This window comes from Bacillus sp. AR2-1 (assembly GCF_008368755.1).
Taxonomy (GTDB): domain Bacteria; phylum Bacillota; class Bacilli; order Bacillales; family Bacillaceae_G; genus Bacillus_A; species Bacillus_A wiedmannii.
In genome coordinates, this window is sequence record NZ_QORY01000006.1 from 155,341 (window position 1) to 176,717 (window position 21,377).

The following is a 21,377-nucleotide window of genomic DNA, read 5'->3' on the forward strand; positions in this document are numbered from 1 at the left end:
ACACTTCAAGTAAGAGGTGAAGCGAGATGAATGGACTTATTTTTACAACAATGATTTGCTTTGGTTTACCGCTTGTAGCACTTTTATATGCTGTTTGGAAGAAACGCTATATTCCATATATGTTAGGTGTATTGGCTTTTGTTGTATCGCAAATATTGATCCGCATACCAATACTGAATTATGTAAATGGAACTAGCACAGATTTTCAAATGTTTTCAATAATGCAGCCTGTATTATTTGTACTTTTGCTTAGTTTATCAGCTGGAATTTTTGAAGAGATAGCTCGTTTTATCGCAATGCGTTATTTTATGAAGCAACGAGATTGGCAGTCTGGTTTTTTATTTGGAGCAGGGCATGGTGGTATTGAAGCGGTGTTGATAGTTGGTATCCCGGTAATATCCCTATTATTGTCACAAACAGTCATTCAAAATGGTGACAGTTATTATTTGGGCGGTATTGAGCGCATCTTCGCGATGGTATTGCATATTGGACTTTCCTTCATTATATTACAAGCTGTCGCCCAAAAGAAATTTCGTTATGTTTTCTATGCAATTCTCATCCATGGAACTGCAAATGCATTAGCTGGCATTATATCGCTATATGTAACAGGGAAAAGCGGGATCATTATGTCAGAAGTTTCAATAGCAATTTGTGCTTTACTCGTTTTTAGTTATAGTTTCACTTTAAAAAGAAAGGGTGTATGAAAATGAGAAGAATGTTACTTATTATTATAAGTGCTATCGCGGCGTTCGCGCTTGCAGCATGTACCGGTAATAAAGTAGATGAAAGTACGTCAAAAAAGTTTATTCCAAAGGCGGAAGAAATTGTATCATTACTAAATGAGGCGAAGTATAAAGACGTACACGAAAAATTTGATAGTAAAATGAAATCAGCCTTATCAGAAGAGCAAATGAAAGAGCTTACGCCTATAATTGAAAAAGCTGGTACATTCGAAAAAATTGAGAAAAAATCGATTGAAGAAAAAGATGGTTTATATACTGTTATTCTTGTAGCAAAGTATAGTAAAGAACAACGTACCTTTATCGTAACTTATAACGATAAAGAAGAAATAGCTGGGTTAGTAATTAGGTAGAAATGTAATGGCAGATAAAGTGGTTGTGTCCACTTTATCTGTTTTTTTGTTTTAACCAAATTATGGGTATTCATGCTAATATAAACACATAGCTATAGAGAAAGGGTGGGTTAGTATGAAAACTGAAATAGTTCCTAAAAAGACGTACAGTATAATAAGCTACATATCTTTACTCATCGGTGTTTTATGTTTTCTGTTCGTTTTTATTACACCGACAAGGATAGCCAATGTGGGTAATGTAGTGGGAGATTATATTACAGTTGCCCTCACAGTTGCAGGTATTATACTTTCTAGCATTACGATAACGAAACAAACAGAGAAGAAGGGGATTGCTATTATTTCAATAATACTGTCCTTATCATTATTTATATTTTGGATTATCACGATTATATTATTGTTTACTGGTCAAATTAGTTTTGCGCCGTAATATGTAATAAAAAGAGTCCTTCTCGTATGAAGGACTCTTTTTATTCGGTATCTTCCGGTTGATATTCTAAAATATCCCCTGGTTGGCATTCTAACGCTTTACAAATAGCATCTAAAGTTGTAATTCTAATTGCTTTTGCTTTTCCATTTTTTAATATAGAAAGGTTAGCCATTGTAATTCCAACCTTCTCTGAAAGTTCAGTTACACTCATTTTTCTTTTTGCTAACATTACATCAATATTAATTATTATTGCCATGTTATTCACCTCAGACCGTTAAATCATTTTCTGATTTTATATCTATCGCATCTTTTAAAAGTCTTTGGAGAACGGCAGCAAAGACTGCGATAACCATTGAAGAAAAGATAAGGATCATGCCAATTATTATAATACCTGGTGCATCATCTCTCTCTGCTACAAGATAGAAAAGCGGCATACCTACTACATATAATACACTAATTGTAATAGCACATTGTTTTATCTTTTTTAAAGCTCTAACAGATAATTTCGAGAAGGCGTTCCCCTTATCAATGTAGCTTACAAGTTTAAAGGCTTGATATAGAGCAAAATAAAAAGGTATCACCGTTGCATATAGATTGATTAAAACAAGATATTTTATATATGCAATATCCGGGTATAAGTCCGCTGTGTAATTCCCAATATTAGGAATTAAAAATATACACAAAGCAAAAACAGGAATACCGATAAGGATAATTGCTGTCTTTAAAAAGAGTGTTGATCCTTGGTTCATATAAAGCACCTCATTTTTAAATTATCATTTTAATTTAACATAAATTTTATCGTTTAACAATAAATTCTTATTTATTTCAATCGGATTTTTATTGAGAAACAAATTTTAGTGAAGAGAATGATAAGACGTTTTTATAAAAAAGTGTGGTCTCTATTTATTTGAACATAAAAAGCTATGATATGTATCGTTCGTTGCTTTACTAATAAAAGAAAATGAAGGTAATGATTGTTAGCTTCATGAAAATTGGGGACTAATAAAACATATATAGGTTGTGGAAATCTTTTTGTATATAAATGAATGTGAAACATACGGAGGAACAACAATGTCGAATTTGGGTTTATTGATGAAAAGGTTACTGTTAGTAGGAACAATCACACTAAGTATGTTATGTACGGAAAGCATGATGAATTATCATACGGTGGAAGCTAAGGTGAAACAAGTAGAACGGCAACCGAAAAATGTAATCATAATGGTTATGGACGGAACGAGTTCTTCAGCAACGACATTAGCTCGCTTGTATAAAGGGAAACCACTTGCACTAGATGAAATTGTAACAGGAGGAGTTCGTACCTATTCGGCGGAATCAGCTATAACAGACTCAGCCCCAGCAGCTACAGCTTTAGCGACGGGGAATAAATCGAATTCAGGATATGTAGGTATATTACCTTCTATTGTAAGTTCACCTGGCTTAAAATCAATCAAAGAAGAGGACAAGTTACGTCCAGTTGCCAATGTTTTAGAAGGTGCCAAACGCACTGGTCGCGCAACTGGAATAGTTGCTACAGCTGAAATTCAGCATGCTACTCCCGCTGGATTTTCTGCTCACCATATTAACCGTAAGCGTTTTGACGTAATTGCGGAGCAGCAAGTGTATCAAAATATAGATGTCGTATTAGGTGGGGGAAAAGAGGCACTGCTACCTATAAAAAGAAAAGATGGTGAAGATTTAGTAAAGGTGATTCAAAACAAAGGATACGACTTTGTTGAAACGAAAGATGCATTATTGAACTCTAAATCTAAGAAAATTTGGGGCTCTTTCTCACATAATGCTCTTGCGTTTGATATGGATCGTGAAGCAACAAATCCGGAGCAACCAACACTTTCTCAAATGACGGAAAAAGCAATTCAAACTCTATCAAAAGATAAAGATGGTTTCTTTTTATTTGTAGAGGGAAGTAAGCCAGACTGGGCAGCTCATGTGAACGATCCAATAGGGATGATTAGTGATGTATTAGCATTTGATAACGCAGTTGCAGAAGCATTGGAATTTGCAAAAAAAGATGGTAATACGATGTTAATAGCTGTAACTGATCATGGTAACAGCGGTATTTCTATTGGGAATGCGAATACGACAAAAGGCTATAATATTACGCCGGTCTCTGCATACATTGGTCCATTAAAAAAATCGAAAATGACACTTGAAGGTGCTACAAATAAACTAAAATCTGATTTATCAAATGTAGAAGATGTAGCTAAATTATACGGTTTGGACAATTTAACTTATGATGAAAAAGAAAGAGTAAAAGCAGCAAAAAAGAAATCGGATGTAGGTCCAATACTTACTACATTATTGGCCAATCATGCGAACATAGGCTTCACAACAGGAGGCCATACAGGTGAGGATGTGTTTTTATATTCTTACGGTCCTCAAAAGCCAAAAGGTTTGATCCAAAACACAGACATTGCGAAGACGATGGCGAAAGCAATGGACTTTAACTTAGAAGAAGTAACAAACAAATTATTTGTAGAGAGTGAATTAGCCTTTAAACGAAAAGGTGCAACAGTAGCAATAGATAATACTGATGCAGAAAACCCGGTGCTCATAGTAAAACGTAATAATGTAAAAGCTCAATTATTTGTAAATAAAAATATAATTCGTATTAAGAATAAAGAATATGAATTAGGTAGTGTCGTTGTAGAAAGCAATGGCAAGTTCTATATACCAGAAGAAGCAATCCGCTTATTCATAAAGCATTCTCGTTAAAAAAATGCCAATTCCTTAGCAAGTACTTAGGAATTGGCATTTTTTGTGTAGATGAAAATTCATTCGAAAACAAGAGTAAAGAGAATCGCTGTTTCTACAAAAATATTCTCTACGTTTATAAGTTATTGTGAATGAGGATTTTGCAATATTAGACCTATTGCTATCATATATTTTTCGCCCTGCCTAAAAAAATATTTCTCAACATTCTCTTTGTTGAAAAAGATTGAATATTCGTATTATAACGAATATTATGTTGTTATCGGCAAAAAACGATAATTTGCAGACACTGGGGAGGAAATACATTGAAAAAGAAATTAAAACCATTAGCGGTATTAACAACAGCAGCAGTACTAAGTGGTACGTTTGCTTTTGGAGGTCATGCAGCGTATGCTGAGACACCGACATCATCTCTACCAATAGATGAGCACTTAATACCAGAGGAACGTTTGGCAGAAGCGCTGAAACAACGGGGAGTAATTGATCAATCTGCATCACAAGTCGAGACATCAAAGGCTGTCGAAAAATATGTTGAGAAAAAGAAAGGGGAAAACCCTGGAAAAGAAATCTTGACAGGAGATAACCTTACGCAAGAAGCTTCAGATTTTATGAAAAAAGTAAAAGATGCAAAAATGAAGGAGAATGAACAGGCGCAGCAACCAGAAGTAGGACCAGTTGCTGGACAAGATGCAGGATTGAATTCTAGAAAATTAAATGGAAAAGTACCTACTACACCAGCGAAGCAAGCTGAGTACAATGGAGCTGTTCGAAAAGATAAAGTACTTGTTTTACTCGTAGAATTTAGCGATTTTAAGCATAATAATATTGATCAAGAACCGGGTTATATGTATTCTAAGGACTTTAATCGTGAACATTATCAAAAAATGTTATTTGGTGATGAGCCATTTACGTTATTTGATGGATCGAAGATTAATACATTTAAACAATATTATGAAGAACAATCTGGCGGAAGCTACACAGTTGATGGAACTGTAACAGAATGGCTTACTGTTCCAGGGAAAGCGTCAGATTATGGTGCGGATGCGGGTACTGGTCATGATAACAAGGGGCCTTTAGGACCAAAAGATTTTGTGAAAGAAGCATTAAAAGCAGCGGTAGCAAAAGGCATTAATTTAGCTGATTATGATCAATTTGATCAATACGATCAAGATGGTGATGGAAATAAAAACGAGCCAGATGGAATTATTGATCATTTAATGGTTGTACATGCGGGCGTAGGTCAAGAAGCTGGCGGCGGCAAATTGAAAGATGATGCGATTTGGTCTCATCGTTCAAAACTAGGCTCAAAGCCATATGCAATTGATGGTACAAAATCTTCAGTTTCAAATTGGGGCGGAAAGATGGCTGCATATGATTATACAATTGAGCCTGAAGACGGAGCAGTTGGTGTGTTTGCACATGAGTACGGTCATGATTTAGGCTTACCTGATGAATATGATACAAAGTATTCAGGGCAAGGTGAACCTGTTGAATCATGGTCCCTTATGAGCGGCGGTAGCTGGGCTGGAAAAATTGCGGGAACAGAGCCAACAAGTTTCTCGCCACAAAATAAAGAGTTTTTCCAAAAGAATATGAAGGGTAACTGGGCGAATATCGTTGAGGTAGATTATGATAAACTGCGCACAGGAATCGGTACTGCAACATTTTTAGATCAAAGTGTTACAAAATCAAAACGACCAGGAATCGTTCGTGTTAACTTGCCAGACAAAGATATAAAAAATATCGAATCAGCATTTGGTAAGAAGTTTTATTACAGCACAAAAGGAAATGACATTCATACAACACTTGAGACACCAGTATTTGACTTAACGACTGCAACGGATGCTAAGTTTGATTATAAGGCGTTTTATGAATTGGAAGCGAAGTATGATTTCCTTGACGTAAATGCGATTGCAGAAGATGGAACGAAGACACGTATTGATAGAATGGGCGAAAAAGATGTAAAAGGCGGCGTAGATACAACAGATGGTAAGTGGGTTGATAAATCATACGATTTAAGCCAATTTAAAGGAAAGAAAGTAAAACTGCAATTTGAGTATGTAACAGATATTGCAGTAGCTTATAAAGGATTTGCGTTAGACAATGCAGCATTAACTGTAGATGGAAAAGTTGTTTTCTCTGATGATGCAGAAGGACAGCCAGCAATGACGCTAAAAGGATTTACTGTGTCTAACGGATTTGAACAGAAAAAACATAACTACTATATCGAGTGGCGAAATTACGCTGGGTCTGACACGGCGCTACAACATGCACGTGGTCCAGTATTTAATACAGGAATGGTTGTATGGTATGCGGATCAAAGCTTTACAGATAACTGGGTAGGCGTTCATCCAGGCGAAGGATTCCTTGGGGTAGTAGATTCTCATCCAGAGGCAATCGTAGGAACATTAAATGGACAACCAACTGTGAAGAGCAGTACGCGTTATCAAATTGCCGATGCGGCATTCTCATTTGATCAAACGCCAGCATGGAAAGTAAATTCGCCAACTCGCGGTATCTTTGATTATAAAGGATTGCCAGGCGTTGCGAAATTTGATGATTCTAAGCAATACATCAACAGTGTTATTCCAGATGCCGGACGTAAGTTGCCGAAACTTGGATTGAAGTTTGAAGTAGTAGGTCAAGCTGAAGACAAGTCTGCAGGTGCAGTTTGGATCCATCGCTAAAATAAAATGAAAAGGAGCTGCCATAAGTCGGTGAAACCTGACTTATGGCAGCTCTTTTCTTCTTTTGAGAAAAAACTGTTACATAAATACAAATCGAAAAAAATTACCATTTAAAAAAATGAAAAGATGTGCAGAAGTGAAAAAGTCCTCTGCTTTTATATATGTTTATTGGAAAAAATAGATGTTTCTTTTATAATTGAAATGCTCCATCAGTCCGATTCTATAAGTTTTTTTGACCGTAAGTAATTTGTAAGTAATGAGTAAGAAAAAAGAGATTTTTATATTATATAATATTTATTACAGCTACTTTTAACACCTGATACTAATAGTATGCTATAATGTGAATTAGCAACATAAAGGAAAGGAATTAGACCAATGACATTAGAAAATACTAAAAATTTAAAAAAACAAGTTGCTCCGTATGAAAAATCAACGATTAAAAAAAGTGTGTGGCAACTTATTAACACAATTGTGCCGTTCATTATTTTATGGTACCTTGCTTATAAAAGTTTGTCCGTTTCTTATTGGTTATCGGTAGTTCCATCTCTGTTAGCCGCGGGTTTTATGACACGGATTTTCATTATTTTTCATGATTGTACCCATTATTCATTCTTTAAAAGTCGACCTGCAAATAGAATCGTAGGGACATGTATGGGTGTGTTAACTTTATTCCCGTTTGATCAATGGGGACATGAGCATTCTATTCATCACGCTACAAGTGGTAATTTGGATAAGAGAGGTACAGGAGATATTTGGACGCTTACAGTGGATGAATATTTAGCTGCGCCATTTAGACTTCGTTTAGCATATCGCTTATATCGCAATCCATTCGTTATGTTTGGATTAGGTCCGATTTATGTTTTCTTATTTAAAAATAGATTTAACCGAAAAGGTGCTAGACAGAAAGAACGTATGAATACGTATTTGACGAATATTATAATCGTTGCTTTAATAGCTATACTTTGCTGGGCAATTGGGTGGCAATCGTTTCTGTTAGTGCATGGTACGATATTCTTAATAGCGGGTTCAGTAGGAATTTGGCTGTTTTACGTACAGCACACATTCGAAGATTCTTATTTTGAAGAGGATAAAGATTGGGAATATGTGAAAGCGGCAGTGGAAGGAAGTTCATTTTATAAACTTCCAAAAATCTTGCAATTTCTAACTGGTAATATTGGATTCCATCATGTTCACCATTTAAGTCCAAGAGTACCTAACTATAAACTAGAAGAGGCACACAATAATACGCTTCCGTTAAAAAATGTACCAACGATTACACTTGCTACAAGCTTACGATCACTCCGTTTTCGTCTTTGGGATGAGAAAAGTAACAATTTTGTTACCTTTAAAGAATTCAAAAAAATAATTAAAAACAATGTTTCTGTTCGAGTGAAATCTGAACTATAATTTCATCGTAAATAAAAAACTCTCCTTAATCATTTTCGATTTAAGGGGAGTTTTTATTTAATTATTATATGATCGATATTTAGGAGGAGGAATACTTATGTGTAGGTATAAATATAAAGAGACAGTAATTATATTATGTAAACAAAATGAATCATTATAATTTTTTTTATAGTGAAAGATATAGTACATATATATTGGAAAGCAGAAGGTGGATGATAGTAATTATAAGAACACATACAACGTAATAAAATAATTCTTTCAAAAGGAAGGGGACATGAAAGATGTTGAAATTACAAGGAAAATACAATGAAGCAAAAGTATTTACGAATAACGTTGATGAGACTGCAACTGGGCAGATTATTGATCTTTGTAACCAAGAATTCGTAAAGGATAGTCAAATTCGTATTATGCCAGATACACATGCAGGAGCAGGTTGCACGATTGGGACAACAATGACAATACAAGATAAAATTGTTCCTAATCTTGTAGGGGTAGACATTGGTTGTGGTATGGAAGTTGTTGTGATTGATAAGAAAAAAGTAGAAATTAATTTCGATTACTTAGACGAAACGATTCGTAAATTTGTTCCAAGTGGTTTTCATATCCGAGATAAAGAACATCGATTCTCAAAAATGATTGATTTTGATGGTGTGAAGGCCCCATATACATTACAACGAGCTCAAAAAAGTATAGGTACTCTTGGAGGAGGAAATCATTTCATTGAATTAAATGAAGATGATAAAGGAAATGTATATATTGTCATTCATAGTGGTTCTCGTAATTTAGGTAAACAAATAGCAGAGTATTACCAGAACTTCGCGTATGAACAACTAATTCATGTTACATCAATGAAGGATGAGATTATTAAGAGATTAACTAAAGAGGGGAGAGAAAAAGAAATACAAGAAACTTTACGTGGAATTAAGAAGCCACAGATTCGTAAAGAACTAGCTTATTTAGAAGGAGAAGGATTCAAAGATTATATGAATGACATGAATATTGCCCAAAAGTATGCTGAGTTCAATCGTAAAGCAATGATTGATGAAATTGTCACTAAAATGGATTGGAAAGTAACTGATCAATTTACTACAATACATAACTATATTGACATGGAAAATATGATTCTACGAAAAGGTGCTATTTCAGCTCAGAAAGATGAACGAGTAATTATTCCAATTAACATGAGAGATGGTTCAATTATTGCATTTGGTAAAGGTAATCCAGACTGGAACTTTTCTGGTCCGCATGGGGCAGGACGTATCATGAGTCGTAAGAAGGCTAAAGAATTATTGAGTCTAGAGGACTTCCAAAATACGATGAAAGAGGTTTGGACTACATCGGTAGTAGAGAGCACAATTGATGAGGCACCAATGGTATACAAGCCAATGGATGAAATTATAGAAAATACAAAAGAAACAATAGATATAAAGCACATTATTAAGCCATTATATAATTTTTAAGCGAATTAGAAGGGATAAATAAGCAGCCAGAAAAAACTATTTTTCGTATCTTTTGTTCGAAAACAATCTAATCAAGGGAAGTAGTTCCATTTTATTGCGATGGGATAGAAGAAGTCGATTTCCTGTGGAGTTAAGGAATCGACTTTTTTATTTATTTTGTTGAATGAAAGCAACCGTTAGCTTAATAGCAAAGGATTATAACCGTCTATTTCTCCCAAAGCTCAATTAGACGACCTTCAGGATCTTTAATCCAAATAAACTTTCCGAATTCACTAATTTCTTCTTTCTTTTCAAGAGGTACACCAATATGTTCAAGATGCTGAATAGTCTCATTTAAATTATGTACTTCAAAATTTAACATCACTTGCTGTTCTATTGGAAAATAATTATCATTTTCGGTAAAGAAAGAAAAAATAGTCTCATTTCCTAATTGGGGTTTAATCACAGTCCCATTCCAATCTTCTATTTCAATTTTCAACACTTCACTGTACCATTTTTTTATAACATCAAGATTTTTAGTTCTCCAAAATATTCCCCCGAAACCTTTTATCATTGTAGATAACTCCTGTCTTTTTTTAAATTTTTAAGCAATATATATTCAATATATCAAAACAGTAAAGAAAATCAATAACGTATTAAAAGTGAAAAAATCCAATTACTAGTATTGTAGTATTTACCGCATTATGGAAATTGGTATCACTTTTCAAAGAACTTGCAATCCAAGTAAAGGTATATAGTAACACTGAATCGTATGAGGTAATGAATGAAAAGGGAATAGAACAAATGCCAATGATAAAAGACCGCATATGAAATGAAAGCCATGTGCGGTCTTTTATATATAAGTATAGTATTACATAGTCTCGCTAATTTTACTTTCACTATGAGTGTTAGTAGCAATTCTTTTCTTAACTTTAAAGTGATAGTAGGTATAGCAAAAAACGATAAACGGTACAGTGCAATAGATTCCAAGTCGTTGTTCTGGGATAAAAATAAGACTGATTAATATAATGCCATACAATCCAAAACCAAGAATTGGTACAAGTGGATAAAGTGGAGTTTTAAATTTTAAGTCTTCTAATTTTCCACCGTCTGCTAAATAATGTTTACGGAAAAAGAATTGAGAGACACAAATTGACATCCAAACAATGATTGTAATGACGCCAGAAATGGAAATTAACCATAAGTAAACTGTTTCAGCAGCTACAACGCTTGTTAAAAGAGAAAAAGCAGAAATAGAAATTGTCAAAATTAAAGCGTTTAAAGGTATTCCTCGTGAAGATAATTTTTTTAAAAAGGCCGGAGCCATTTCATTTTTTGATAATGACCAAAGCATGCGAGTTGCGGCGTACAGTCCAGAGTTTGCGACAGAAAGAACAGCAGTAAGAATAACAAAATTCATAATATCAGCTGCATATGGAATACCGATATTATCAAATACAGCAACGAATGGGCTCTTTGTTAATCCTGCTTCTTCCCAAGGAATTAAAGCAACAAGAACAAAGATTGCTAAGACGAAGAAAAACATCGTGCGCCATATAATATTTCTAATAGAACGAGGTAAAGTTTTTGCTGGATCTTCACTTTCACCTGCTGCGATTCCGACAAGTTCTGTACCTTGGAAGGAATAATTGACTGTAACCATTGTTAATAGAATAGCTGCAAGTCCATTTGGGAATAAACCGCCATGATTTACGAAATTTGATAATAACGGGGCTGGTTCGTCGCCTTTTAAGTCAATAAAACCGAACATAGCGGCACCGCCAAGGATAATAAAAGCTATAATGGCAGATACTTTTATACTTGAAAACCAAAATTCTGTTTCTGCATAACTACGAGCAGATAATGCGTTAATAGTGAAGATAGTAACGCCAAATATTAAACACCAAACCCAAACAGGAATATTAGGAAACCAGCGCTGCATTGTAATGCCGGCAGTTGTAAATTCAAGACCGGTCGTATTCGCCCAGCTTAACCAATACAACCATCCGATTGTAAAGCCAGTTGCAGGATTGATGAACTTAGTTGCATATTCCTGAAAAGAACCTGAAACAGGCATGGCTACAGCAAGTTCACCAAGACAAAGCATAACGAAATACATTAATAATCCACCAGCCATAAAGGCAAGTACGGATCCACCAGGTCCAGCTTGACTTATAATAAAACCAGATCCGTTAAATAATCCCGTTCCAATCACACCACCGAGTGCAATCATGAATAAGTGTCTACTTTTCATCGTACGTTTTAATTCATTGTTTGTATTACTTACTTGCGTCATTGTTTTCCTCACTTTCGTAGTTGATAGAATGAAGTTTGATGTTTTTCCGTATTGTGGAATGTATTCCGTGATGTGAAATCTTGTTATAATTTTCAGATAATTAAAAAGAAAAGTCAATATTTTTTTGTTCGCGCTTACAAATTGTTATCAGTGGCATATTTTTATTTTTAGAAAATTGAATAAATAGATTGATTTCATTTTAAATTTTTGTTAAATTGATAGGTAATTGAGCGAACTAGCATATTACAAGTCAAGCTGAGGTGAGTTATTATGGTGCAGTCCATTGATAGAGCGATAAGTATTATAAAGTTGTTAAATTCTACTAATGAAAAAGAGTATTGGGCAATTTCTGATATAGCGGACAGAACACATCTCCCAGTTAGTACAGTACATAGATTACTTAACTCTTTAATCGAGCATGGGTTAGTTACGCAAATTTCAGAAACGAAACAGTACAAAATTGGGCCAATGTGGATGGAAATAGGATTACGTCAATTGGAGAAGGTAGACTACAGATCAGTTGCAAGAGAAGTGATGAAGCGGTTAGCCTCTGAAGTGGAAGAGAGTGTTTATTTGAACATTCCAAATGGAACACATTCTATTATCATTGAAAGAATGGATAGCCCTTTAAAAATTCGAGTTATTGATAATTTAGGGGAACAAATTCCACTTTCAATAGGTGCTGCAAATAAAACGATGCTTGCCAATATGAAAACGAATGAAATGGAACATATTGTAGAACATTTACTTTCTTCATTACCAGAACAAAAGCACATTCTTTTAGATCAAATAAAGCAAATAAAAACTGAAGGATATGCGGTAAGTTATGGTGAAAAAACAGAAGGGACAGCTTCAGTAGCTGCACCTATTATCGGATTTAATCATAAAGTAGTAGGAGCATTAAGTGTTGGGTTAATTAGTCATCGCATAAATGATGATCGACTATCTTTTCTTATTAGTAAGGTAAAACAAGCAGCTCATGAAATATCAATAAAAATCGGCAGTACATCAGAACTATAATTTTGATAACTGTCGTCATTTTTTATTCATATACTGGAATTCATTTTCATAATGCGGAAAAAATAGGGGGATTTATATGTCAAAGTGGCAATCAAAAGAACAATTGATTCAATTATTAAGCAGTCTTGTTGAAATTCCTAGTATTACAGGTACAGAAGCTGAAGTGATATTGCCAGACTTTGTTGTGGAACAATTATCTGATTTACAGTACTTCAAAGAAAACCCACATCATTTGCAAAAAAATCCGACGGGGGACGGACGATATTTTGTTACAGCCCTAGTGAAGAAAAGCGATAGTACAAAAAATACCGTAATTTTAGTTAGTCACTTTGATGTTGTAGATGTGCAAGATTACGGAGTTTGGAAAGAAGATGCATTTAATCCTAAAAAGTTAACATCTATGTTTTATTCTCATAAAGATGAATTACCAGACCATGTACGTGAAGATATAGAACAAGGAGATTGGCTGTTTGGCAGAGGAACAATGGATATGAAATGCGGCCTCACATTACAAATGGCAATGATTGAGCAAGCCTGTGAAGGAAGATTTGACGGGAATGTTCTTTTATTAGCTGTTCCAGATGAAGAAGTAAACTCTGTAGGGATGAGGGCTGCTGTTCCAAGACTACTAGAGTTAGCAAGAGAACATAACTTGGATTATAAAACGGTATTAAATTCAGAGCCTATGTTTTCACGACATCCTGGTGACCAAAATAAGTATATTTATACTGGTTCTATTGGTAAAGTGTTACCTGGATTTCTTTGCTATGGTAAAGAAACACATGTGGGTGAACCATTTGCAGGCTTAAATGGGAGTTATATGGCTGCTTTATTAACGGCTGAATTAGAATTGAATACGGACCTTTGTGATGTTGTAGAAGGAGAAGCGAGTCCTCCCCCAACTAACTTACTTCAACGTGATTTAAAGGAGGATTATTCTGTACAAATTCCGCATCGTGCAGTCACATTATTCAATTTGTTTTTACTGGAAAAAACGATGACAGACGTCGTTTCAATGTTACGTCAAAAAGTAACGAAAGTAGCAGAGAAAATAGAAGAATCATACGAGAAGCAAGCATATCGTTTTTCTAAATATAATCCGTTTATACCGCCTAATATGAAAGTAAATGTATTAACGTATGAAGAGCTTATCGCTTATGCAATTGAACAACATGGGCAAGAGAAAATAGATGATATTCAATCTAATATAATAAAAAATAGAGAAGATAAAGATGATCGTGCGGTAACAATTGATTTAGTAGATAAACTATCTATTTTATGTAAAGAAAAGGCGCCGATGATTGTACTTTTCTTTGCTCCACCATATTATCCAGCTGTAAGTTCACGCAACAATCCGTTAATTAAAGATGTAGTTGCAGAAATGGAAAAGTATGCTCACTACAATCATAACATTACATTTGAAAACCAAAACTATTTTGGGGGAATTTCAGATTTGAGCTATGTGGGCTTACAGAATCCACTAGATTCAATGAGTTCACTTGTAGACAATATGCCATTATGGGATAAAGGTTATTCGATTCCACTTCAGGATCTAGAAGAGTTTGACGTTCCGGTATTAAATATGGGGCCGGTAGGAAAAGATGCACATCAATGGACAGAACGTTTAGATGTAAATTACGCATTTGAAACGCTATTAGATATGTTACCGAAATGCATTGAAAAATTATTAGTTTCTAATAAAATTACACAATCATAGTAGAGAATAAGGAAGGGATAAAACTGAAATTTCAAAAGAAGATACAAATAAAATTATTGTAGTATAATCAAAAAAACGGACAAACTCAAGTATCTATGAGTTTGTCCGTTTATCATTTAGTGCAAGCGAGAGAGTATGTAATCCACCGTTTTCAAACTAAATTCAAAGCTAACGTGATCTCTTTTATAGTTTTACTTTTTCGTTTGCCCAGATAGTTCAACAGACTTTTGTGTACAGCGCTGCATTGCCGAAATAATTGCAGTTCGTAATCCTTTTTCCTCTAATGTTGCTACAGCTTCTATCGTTGTTCCGCCAGGAGAACAAACCATATCTTTCAATTCACCTGGATGTATGCCTGTTTCTAGTACCATTTTTGCAGAACCTAACACAGCTTGAGCAGCGAATTTATATGCTTGATTTCTAGGCATACCATCTAATACAGCTGCATCTGCCATCGCTTCTATAATCATATATACGTATGCTGGCGACGAACCACTTACAGATGTTACAACGTTCATTAATTTTTCGCTTACGATCTCTGTTTGACCAAAGCTATTGAAAATGTTTAGCACATCTTCTAAATCTTTTTCTGTCACCATTTCATTAGGGCATAATGCAGACATTCCTTCTCCAACAAGAGCAGGGGTGTTAGGCATTACTCTTACAACCTTTAATTTTTTAGCAAAAGCTTCTTCAGTACTTTTAATGCTTTTCCCGGCAGCGATCGTTACGATGATAACATCGTTTTTGATTACTTCTTTTATTTCGTTAATGATTGATGTGTATAGGTCTGGTTTAATTGATAAAATTAAAATATCAGCATTTTTAGCTACTTCATTGTTGTCAGTAGTTGTAGTTAGCCCATATTTTTCACTAGCATTTTTTAAATTCGTAGTGTTTAAATCCGAACAAATAATATTATTTGCAGACACTATATTTTTGTGTAGCATCCCACCAATCATAGCCATTCCCATATTTCCGCAACCGATAAATCCAATTTGTTTATCCATAATAACTCAATCTTGCTCCTTTTATAATAAATTATATCATTTTGAAATTGCTATCTTAAAATAACAATAACATCTTTATGTAATATAAAGAAACATTCTAAGAGAATATATTCCTTTTTGCAACACCAAAAGATAAAAATCAATTATATTCGACATTATGTAAATATATACACTTTAATTTTAGGTTTTATGTTGATGAATATGAGTTAAACTTATATCGATTTGTATTTTCATTCAGTACTGTAATAATTTCATACAAGTAACTTACCGCTCTATTTATTTTTAAAAATACTTCTTGACACCAAATCAAATTATATCGCATAATATAAAAAATTAAACCGAAAATCGTTGAAGGGAAATAGTACATATGTCTTCTTGCGAAAGAGAGTGGAATTCACCGGCTGAAAGATTCCTCGTATAGAATATATCGAACCTATCCCTGAGTCTTAAATGAAAGTTTAGGCGTTCGCCTGCGTTATAGGCGCCAAGTGGATATCTATGTATATCAATTAAGGTGGTACCGCGGAACAATGACCGTTTCGTCCTTTTTATTTTATTAAGGGCGAAGCGGTCATTTTTATTTTGCTCTTAAATAGGCTAGGCGCAGCATTGAAAAGAATAGAATCGCTGCAAGCTATATGAATAGAAGTGTAATTTATAAAAAACTTTGATTTTAGACTTGGGGGATAAAAAAATGAAAAAACAACGAATTGTTGTAAAGATTGGGAGTAGTTCCTTGGCAGATAGTCACGGAGGCATTTCTAAAGAACAACTTTCAGATCACGTTGCCGCATTGGCTCGATTGAAAGAGGAAGGGCATGAAGTTTTGTTAATTACATCTGGGGCTGTCGCTGCAGGTTTTTCGGCTCTAGGATATCCTACCAGACCTGTGACAATTAAAGGAAAACAGGCTGCTGCGGCTGTTGGACAAAGTTTGTTAATGCAGGCGTACACGGAGGAATTTCGTAAATATGGCATCGTTACAGCGCAACTATTGCTGACGAGAAGTGATTTTTCTAGAAAAGAACAATATAGTAATGCTTACGCTACTTTAGGAGAGTTACTAAACCGTTCTGCTCTACCAATCATTAATGAAAATGATTCCATCTCATTAGAGGAGCTAACGTTCGGTGATAATGATATGCTGTCAGCTTTAGTAAGCGGACTTGTTTCGGCAGATATGCTTATGATTTTTACGGATGTGAACGGTTTATATGACAAAAATCCACAGAAAAATGCGGATGCGAAAAAATATTATTTCCTTCCTGAAGTTACGGAAGAGATTGCTTCTCTTGCAGGAGATGCTGGGTCCAAACTTGGGACTGGCGGTATGAAATCAAAAATTGATGCTGCGAAGACAGCACTTTCTCTTGGCGTGAGTGTATTTATCGGAACAGGACGTGGACAAGAGAAGTTTGTAGATGTTTTGAAGGGCAAAGGTGATGGTACGTATGTCGGAAATGCCCCTCAAAAAGAGATGAAGATGAACAAGCAATGGATCGCGTTGCATTCGCTTGTTAGCGGACAAATTGAAGTAGACGCTGGAGCAGCTACTGCTATCATTCAGCATGGTAAGAGTCTTCTTCCTGCTGGCGTTACAAATGTTTCAGGATTTTTCCAAGTTGGCGATGTCGTAGAAGTAATGACGCAACAAGGGCGCGTAATTGGAAAAGGACAATGCACATATAGCGCAGAGGAATTAAGAGAGATAAAAGGTATGCAAAGTCAACATATTCAAGCAAGAGGCGAAAGGCATAATTATGAAGTCATTCATAGAGATTATTGGGTGTCACTTTAAGAATAGTGATGTTAAAAAGGAGGAAATGAAGATGAATGAAGTGTTGGCAAAGGGAAAAAAAGCGAAAGAAATTGCTAGAGAACTTGTACTAAAATCTACAAGTCAAAAAAACGAAGCACTTGCTGCACTTGCTGAAAGGCTAATAGTAGAAACAGCCTATATTTTAAAGGAAAACAAACGGGATATTGAAGAAGGTAAGGCGAAAGGATTTTCCGATTCTCTCATTGATCGACTTATGCTAACTGAACAACGAATTGTTGATATGGCAGAGGGGATTAAGCAGTTAATCGAATTACGTGATCCAGTTGGAGAACGTGTAAGTGAATGGGAGCGACCAAATGGACTATCTATTCAGGAGATGCGTGTACCACTTGGTGTTGTTGGGATGATTTATGAGGCAAGGCCAAATGTAACAGTAGATGCTGCTACGATTTGCTTGAAAACAGGAAACGCAGTTATATTACGTGGTAGTTCTTCTGCTATTAATTCTAACAAAGCTATTGTTGAAGTTATTCACCGAGCGCTTAAACAAACAAGCTTGCCAGAAGAAAGTGTACAGCTTATAGAAGACACAACACGGGATAGCGCAAAGCAGTTGTTTACAATGAATGATTACCTAGACGTTCTTATTCCAAGAGGTGGCAAACAATTAATTGATACGGTAGTGAGAGAAGCTTCTGTTCCAGTACTTGAAACAGGTGCGGGAAATTGTCATATTTTCATTGATGAAACAGCGGATAAGCAAATGGCAATTGATATTATTATAAATGCAAAAACGCAGCGTCCATCTGTATGTAATGCCATTGAAACGATTGTACTTCATGAGAAGTGGGCGCATCAATTTGGTAGCGAGCTGTTTTCAACTTTGAAGGAAAAAGGTGTGGAGCTACGCGGTGATCAGAGAGCATTGGCTATTGATTCTTCAATTGTACTTGCTTCAGAAGAAGACTGGGAAACAGAATTTTTATCTCTCACACTGGCAGTGAAAGTAGTTTCTTCTATAGAAGAAGCGATTCATCACATAAATACGTATGGTTCTATGCATTCCGAAGCGATTATTTCAGAAAACGAGGAAAACGTCAATAAGTTCTTCACATCTGTTGATGCGGCTGCACTGTATCATAATGCATCCACTCGTTTTACTGATGGATCTGAATTCGGATTCGGCGCAGAAATTGGCATCAGTACACAAAAACTACACGTAAGGGGACCGATGGGACTTCCTGCATTAACTTCTACAAAATATGTGATTCGTGGAAATGGTCAGATTCGAAAATAATAATAAAAGACACTCAATTCGATTGGGTGTCTTTTATTTTAAAGAATATTTACCATACAAATAGTCCAACAAGCATAGCGCTTAATAAGGAAACTGCCATCCCGCTAACGAGAAGCTTCCACACATTTTTACCGATTATGGCTGATTTTTCTCCGCCAAATAATGAATTGTAAGTTCCGTAAATCATACCTACTGTACTAAAGTTAGCAAAAGAAGCTAGAAATGTAGTTGCAACTGCAACTGTATGTGGTTGTAAAGACTTTAGGTTCGATTTTAAATCCATCATTGCAACAAATTCATTCGTCGTTATTTTGATCCCCATTAATTCAGCTACATACATCGCATCACTGCCCGATAAACCGAGTAAAAAAGCAAAGGGGCTAAAGATAATGGAGAAGATTTTTTGAATTGTTAAACCTGTGACGAAAAAGCCTAAAATTCCATTTAAACATGCAGTTAATGCCACATAACCAATTACCATAGCTAAAATAACGATAACCATATTCATCCCGACTAACATACTGTTTGAAATAGTAGAAAAGAAATCTTTTTTTTCATCTTTTGAAGGTGTATATATGACATCTTCTTCTTTCGTAATTTCTACAGGATTTAAAACATTGGCTAAAATTAATGCGTTAATACAGTTTAAAGGGATTGCGCTGAAAATATATGTTGCTGGAACCATAGATAAATAAGCGCCAAGAATGGAGCCGCTAACGCTACTCATACTCATAATTCCAAAAGTTAATAAACGATTATCTTTTAAAACAGATAACTGATCACGAACAACCGCAAGTGCTTCGGTGTTTCCTAAAAACATCATTTGAATCGAAAAGAAGCTTTCTAACTTTGGTAAACGAGAAATCTTTGAAATAACTGCACCTACTTTATCAATAATCCAAGTTAAGATTCCGAAGTACGAAAGAATATCAAAGAAGGTGATAACGAAAATGATAGGAAGTAATGCGCTAAAGAAGAAATCAATTGTTTGATTTTCCATAGCGGAAGGAAAGGCAAACCGAATACCTTCATTCGCGCATGACAGTAGCCAACTGAAAAATGACGCAATTTTATTAATGATAATACTACCGAGCTTCGTACCTAACATAAACCACGTAATAAAGAGCTCTAATATGATTAGAATAACGATTGGTCTCCATTTTATATGTTTTTTATTAGGCGAACAGAGGAAAACGATTAAGATTACAATGAAAATCCCTAACATATTTAATATAAAATACATGTCAACAACTCCTTGAAAGTTATTATTTGTATATAAAAAAGCTCCTATTCTTCTTAATTTAGAATGAATGTATTTCAACTTAAATTTCATTAATTCTAAAAATATAGAAGGTATAATTCGATAAAAATAGAATTTAATATATAGTAAACAGGGAGGGGATAAAATGGAGGTCTATCACATAACGAGTAGAAAGAGGGAAACTTACCATGTTCAAGTGAAGTATTCGATACTTTTCGAATGCGCACTTGGCATTGCGGCAATCACTCATAAAAGGTTAATCGATACCCTTGAAAAGAGTCAAAATGAATGGGAAGAAATTAAGGAATCATTAACAGAAGAAATGAGAGAGCACTTACAGTTTGTAGAAGAACATAATACGTGGAAAGCGTTACTTCAGTTGTTGTATAAAGAGGATTTTCAGGACTTAGCACAGTTTTATGCTAAAATCGATTCGCTTTCAGAAGTAGATTTGAAATATATATGCTTACCGTTTTTAGGCGAGAAGTATGAAAAGAAAAGATATTTAGCAGCAAGTGGAGACGTAACTGCAATATATGAACTAGAGGAGCTGACACAAGATCATCAGTTTTTCTCTACGTATCTTCGTTTTATATGTAATATCGATGTGCAAAAACTAAAGGACCATTTAGTAGCCGTTATGACAGGGTGGTATGAGAGTGTTATTCAGAAAGAGGAGGAGCAAATACTTTCTATATTACAAAGAGATTATGAAGCGAAAAATGAAATGAATAAAAAGATGAAACCAGAAGAGTTTGTCGAGTGGGCGACTGGCGGTGTGAACTATATGCCAGAACCAAGTGTTCATTATGTACTTCTTATCCCGCAAATGACGTACAGACCGTGGAACATTGAGGCGGATATTGAAGATACGAAAGTATTTCATTACCCAGTCGCAAACGAAAGCATCCATCCTGAAGATCTATATGAACCGAATTATTTTTTAGTTCAAAAACATAAGGCACTTGGGGATGAAGCGAGGTTACGCATTGTAAAAATGTTGTTCGAACAAGAACGGACTTTGCAGGAAATTACAGAAAGACTGCAACTCGGTAAATCGACTGTACACCATCATTTGAAATTGTTACGTGCAGCGAAGTTAGTAGATATACATGACGGGAAATATGTATTGAGAAAGAAAGCAGTACAGTCGTTAGCGAAAGAATTAGATGCGTTTTTAAATAGATAATATGCAACTAGAATGCACATAGAG

Annotated in this window: 18 protein-coding genes and 1 other annotated feature; of the genes, 12 read left to right on the forward strand and 6 right to left on the reverse strand. The window is 35.1% G+C overall.

Annotated elements, in window-relative coordinates; translation table 11 throughout:
- The first annotated feature begins 26 nt into the window (after positions 1-26).
- The 3 genes from DT250_RS05430 (at position 27) to DT250_RS05440 (ending at position 1,520) form a co-directional block, all read left to right on the forward strand.
- Positions 27-704, forward strand: coding sequence for a YhfC family glutamic-type intramembrane protease (locus tag DT250_RS05430; protein WP_149212748.1), 678 nt, complete (start codon positions 27-29; stop codon positions 702-704).
- Between the two features lie 2 nt (positions 705-706).
- The gene (locus DT250_RS05435; protein WP_088063812.1) at positions 707-1,093 is read left to right on the forward strand and encodes a DUF3887 domain-containing protein; all 387 of its coding nucleotides are present in this window, start codon (positions 707-709) and stop codon (positions 1,091-1,093) included.
- A 115-nt stretch (positions 1,094-1,208) separates the two neighbouring features.
- A complete protein-coding gene (locus DT250_RS05440; RefSeq protein ID WP_149212749.1) occupies positions 1,209-1,520 on the forward strand; it encodes a hypothetical protein in 312 nt (103 codons plus the stop codon).
- A 40-nt stretch (positions 1,521-1,560) separates the two neighbouring features.
- On the opposite strand, the gene DT250_RS05445 is transcribed toward DT250_RS05440, so the two are convergent.
- Both DT250_RS05445 and DT250_RS05450 read right to left on the reverse strand, forming a co-directional pair.
- On the reverse strand, positions 1,561-1,776 hold the full coding sequence (locus DT250_RS05445; protein WP_000974615.1) for a helix-turn-helix domain-containing protein: 216 nt from the start codon (positions 1,774-1,776) through the stop codon (positions 1,561-1,563).
- Between the two features lie 10 nt (positions 1,777-1,786).
- Entirely contained in the window at positions 1,787-2,269 is a 483-nt protein-coding gene (locus DT250_RS05450) for a DUF2975 domain-containing protein (protein WP_088063810.1), read from the reverse strand.
- A gap of 322 nt (positions 2,270-2,591) precedes the next feature.
- Between DT250_RS05450 and DT250_RS05455 the strand changes: the two genes are divergently transcribed.
- The 4 genes from DT250_RS05455 to DT250_RS05470 all read left to right on the forward strand — a co-directional run bounded on the left by DT250_RS05455 (position 2,592) and on the right by DT250_RS05470 (position 9,804).
- Positions 2,592-4,253 carry an alkaline phosphatase gene (locus DT250_RS05455; RefSeq protein ID WP_088063809.1) on the forward strand — a complete coding sequence of 554 codons (1,662 nt, stop codon included), beginning with the start codon at positions 2,592-2,594 and terminating at the stop codon, positions 4,251-4,253.
- A 302-nt stretch (positions 4,254-4,555) separates the two neighbouring features.
- Entirely contained in the window at positions 4,556-6,937 is a 2,382-nt protein-coding gene (locus DT250_RS05460) for an immune inhibitor A domain-containing protein (RefSeq protein WP_088609171.1), read from the forward strand.
- Positions 6,938-7,312: 375 nt separating this feature from the next.
- A complete protein-coding gene (desA, locus tag DT250_RS05465) occupies positions 7,313-8,344 on the forward strand; it encodes a Delta(5) desaturase DesA (RefSeq protein WP_142291766.1) in 1,032 nt (343 codons plus the stop codon).
- A 281-nt stretch (positions 8,345-8,625) separates the two neighbouring features.
- Positions 8,626-9,804 carry an RtcB family protein gene (locus DT250_RS05470; RefSeq protein WP_149212750.1) on the forward strand — a complete coding sequence of 393 codons (1,179 nt, stop codon included), beginning with the start codon at positions 8,626-8,628 and terminating at the stop codon, positions 9,802-9,804.
- 205 nt (positions 9,805-10,009) lie between these two features.
- Here the strand turns inward: DT250_RS05470 and DT250_RS05475 are convergent, their stop codons facing one another.
- On the reverse strand, positions 10,010-10,357 hold the full coding sequence (locus tag DT250_RS05475) for a VOC family protein (RefSeq protein ID WP_048560674.1): 348 nt from the start codon (positions 10,355-10,357) through the stop codon (positions 10,010-10,012).
- A 297-nt stretch (positions 10,358-10,654) separates the two neighbouring features.
- Complete coding sequence (locus tag DT250_RS05480) at positions 10,655-12,079, reverse strand: amino acid permease (protein WP_098134097.1); 1,425 nt, start codon at positions 12,077-12,079, stop codon at positions 10,655-10,657.
- A gap of 270 nt (positions 12,080-12,349) precedes the next feature.
- On the opposite strand from DT250_RS05480, the gene DT250_RS05490 reads away from it, so the two are divergent.
- Complete coding sequence (locus DT250_RS05490; protein WP_000250770.1) at positions 12,350-13,099, forward strand: IclR family transcriptional regulator; 750 nt, start codon at positions 12,350-12,352, stop codon at positions 13,097-13,099.
- 76 nt (positions 13,100-13,175) lie between these two features.
- Positions 13,176-14,816 carry a M20/M25/M40 family metallo-hydrolase gene (locus DT250_RS05495; protein ID WP_088063804.1) on the forward strand — a complete coding sequence of 547 codons (1,641 nt, stop codon included), beginning with the start codon at positions 13,176-13,178 and terminating at the stop codon, positions 14,814-14,816.
- Between the two features lie 191 nt (positions 14,817-15,007).
- Here DT250_RS05495 and proC read toward each other — a convergent pair whose 3' ends face one another.
- Positions 15,008-15,826: a pyrroline-5-carboxylate reductase gene (gene proC, locus DT250_RS05500; RefSeq protein WP_149212751.1), complete on the reverse strand. Its 819-nt coding sequence runs from the start codon at positions 15,824-15,826 to the stop codon at positions 15,008-15,010.
- A gap of 339 nt (positions 15,827-16,165) precedes the next feature.
- Positions 16,166-16,376, forward strand: a binding site (T-box leader).
- Positions 16,377-16,520: 144 nt separating this feature from the next.
- On the opposite strand from proC, the gene proB reads away from it, so the two are divergent.
- Positions 16,521-17,624 (forward strand): glutamate 5-kinase, encoded by a 1,104-nt coding sequence (proB, locus tag DT250_RS05505; protein WP_088063803.1) that lies wholly within the window; start codon positions 16,521-16,523, stop codon positions 17,622-17,624.
- A 31-nt stretch (positions 17,625-17,655) separates the two neighbouring features.
- Entirely contained in the window at positions 17,656-18,903 is a 1,248-nt protein-coding gene (locus tag DT250_RS05510) for a glutamate-5-semialdehyde dehydrogenase (protein ID WP_088609168.1), read from the forward strand.
- Positions 18,904-18,952: 49 nt separating this feature from the next.
- On the opposite strand, the gene DT250_RS05515 is transcribed toward DT250_RS05510, so the two are convergent.
- Positions 18,953-20,146, reverse strand: a complete 1,194-nt coding sequence (locus DT250_RS05515) for a nucleoside transporter C-terminal domain-containing protein (protein WP_088609167.1) — start codon at positions 20,144-20,146, stop codon at positions 18,953-18,955.
- Between the two features lie 163 nt (positions 20,147-20,309).
- Here DT250_RS05515 and DT250_RS05520 point away from each other — a divergent pair, with 163 nt between their 5' ends.
- Positions 20,310-21,353 (forward strand): ArsR/SmtB family transcription factor, encoded by a 1,044-nt coding sequence (locus DT250_RS05520; RefSeq protein WP_098134090.1) that lies wholly within the window; start codon positions 20,310-20,312, stop codon positions 21,351-21,353.
- The last annotated feature ends 24 nt before the right edge of the window (positions 21,354-21,377 follow it).

Bases quoted from the DNA above. Each gene is read 5' to 3' on its own strand.
- DT250_RS05450 (WP_088063810.1), bottom strand. From the start codon at position 2,269: ATGAACCAAGGATCAACACTCTTTTTAAAGACAGCAATTATCCTTATC.
- DT250_RS05510 (WP_088609168.1), top strand. From the start codon at position 17,656: ATGAATGAAGTGTTGGCAAAGGGAAAAAAAGCGAAAGAAATTGCTAGA.
- DT250_RS05480 (WP_098134097.1), bottom strand. From the start codon at position 12,079: ATGACGCAAGTAAGTAATACAAACAATGAATTAAAACGTACGATGAAA.
- DT250_RS05495 (WP_088063804.1), top strand. From the start codon at position 13,176: ATGTCAAAGTGGCAATCAAAAGAACAATTGATTCAATTATTAAGCAGT.
- proB (WP_088063803.1), top strand. From the start codon at position 16,521: ATGAAAAAACAACGAATTGTTGTAAAGATTGGGAGTAGTTCCTTGGCA.
- DT250_RS05445 (WP_000974615.1), bottom strand. From the start codon at position 1,776: ATGGCAATAATAATTAATATTGATGTAATGTTAGCAAAAAGAAAAATG.
- DT250_RS05470 (WP_149212750.1), top strand. From the start codon at position 8,626: ATGTTGAAATTACAAGGAAAATACAATGAAGCAAAAGTATTTACGAAT.
- proC (WP_149212751.1), bottom strand. From the start codon at position 15,826: ATGGATAAACAAATTGGATTTATCGGTTGCGGAAATATGGGAATGGCT.
- DT250_RS05475 (WP_048560674.1), bottom strand. From the start codon at position 10,357: ATGATAAAAGGTTTCGGGGGAATATTTTGGAGAACTAAAAATCTTGAT.
- DT250_RS05490 (WP_000250770.1), top strand. From the start codon at position 12,350: ATGGTGCAGTCCATTGATAGAGCGATAAGTATTATAAAGTTGTTAAAT.
- DT250_RS05520 (WP_098134090.1), top strand. From the start codon at position 20,310: ATGGAGGTCTATCACATAACGAGTAGAAAGAGGGAAACTTACCATGTT.
- DT250_RS05455 (WP_088063809.1), top strand. From the start codon at position 2,592: ATGTCGAATTTGGGTTTATTGATGAAAAGGTTACTGTTAGTAGGAACA.
- DT250_RS05430 (WP_149212748.1), top strand. From the start codon at position 27: ATGAATGGACTTATTTTTACAACAATGATTTGCTTTGGTTTACCGCTT.
- DT250_RS05435 (WP_088063812.1), top strand. From the start codon at position 707: ATGAGAAGAATGTTACTTATTATTATAAGTGCTATCGCGGCGTTCGCG.
- desA (WP_142291766.1), top strand. From the start codon at position 7,313: ATGACATTAGAAAATACTAAAAATTTAAAAAAACAAGTTGCTCCGTAT.
- DT250_RS05440 (WP_149212749.1), top strand. From the start codon at position 1,209: ATGAAAACTGAAATAGTTCCTAAAAAGACGTACAGTATAATAAGCTAC.
- DT250_RS05515 (WP_088609167.1), bottom strand. From the start codon at position 20,146: ATGTATTTTATATTAAATATGTTAGGGATTTTCATTGTAATCTTAATC.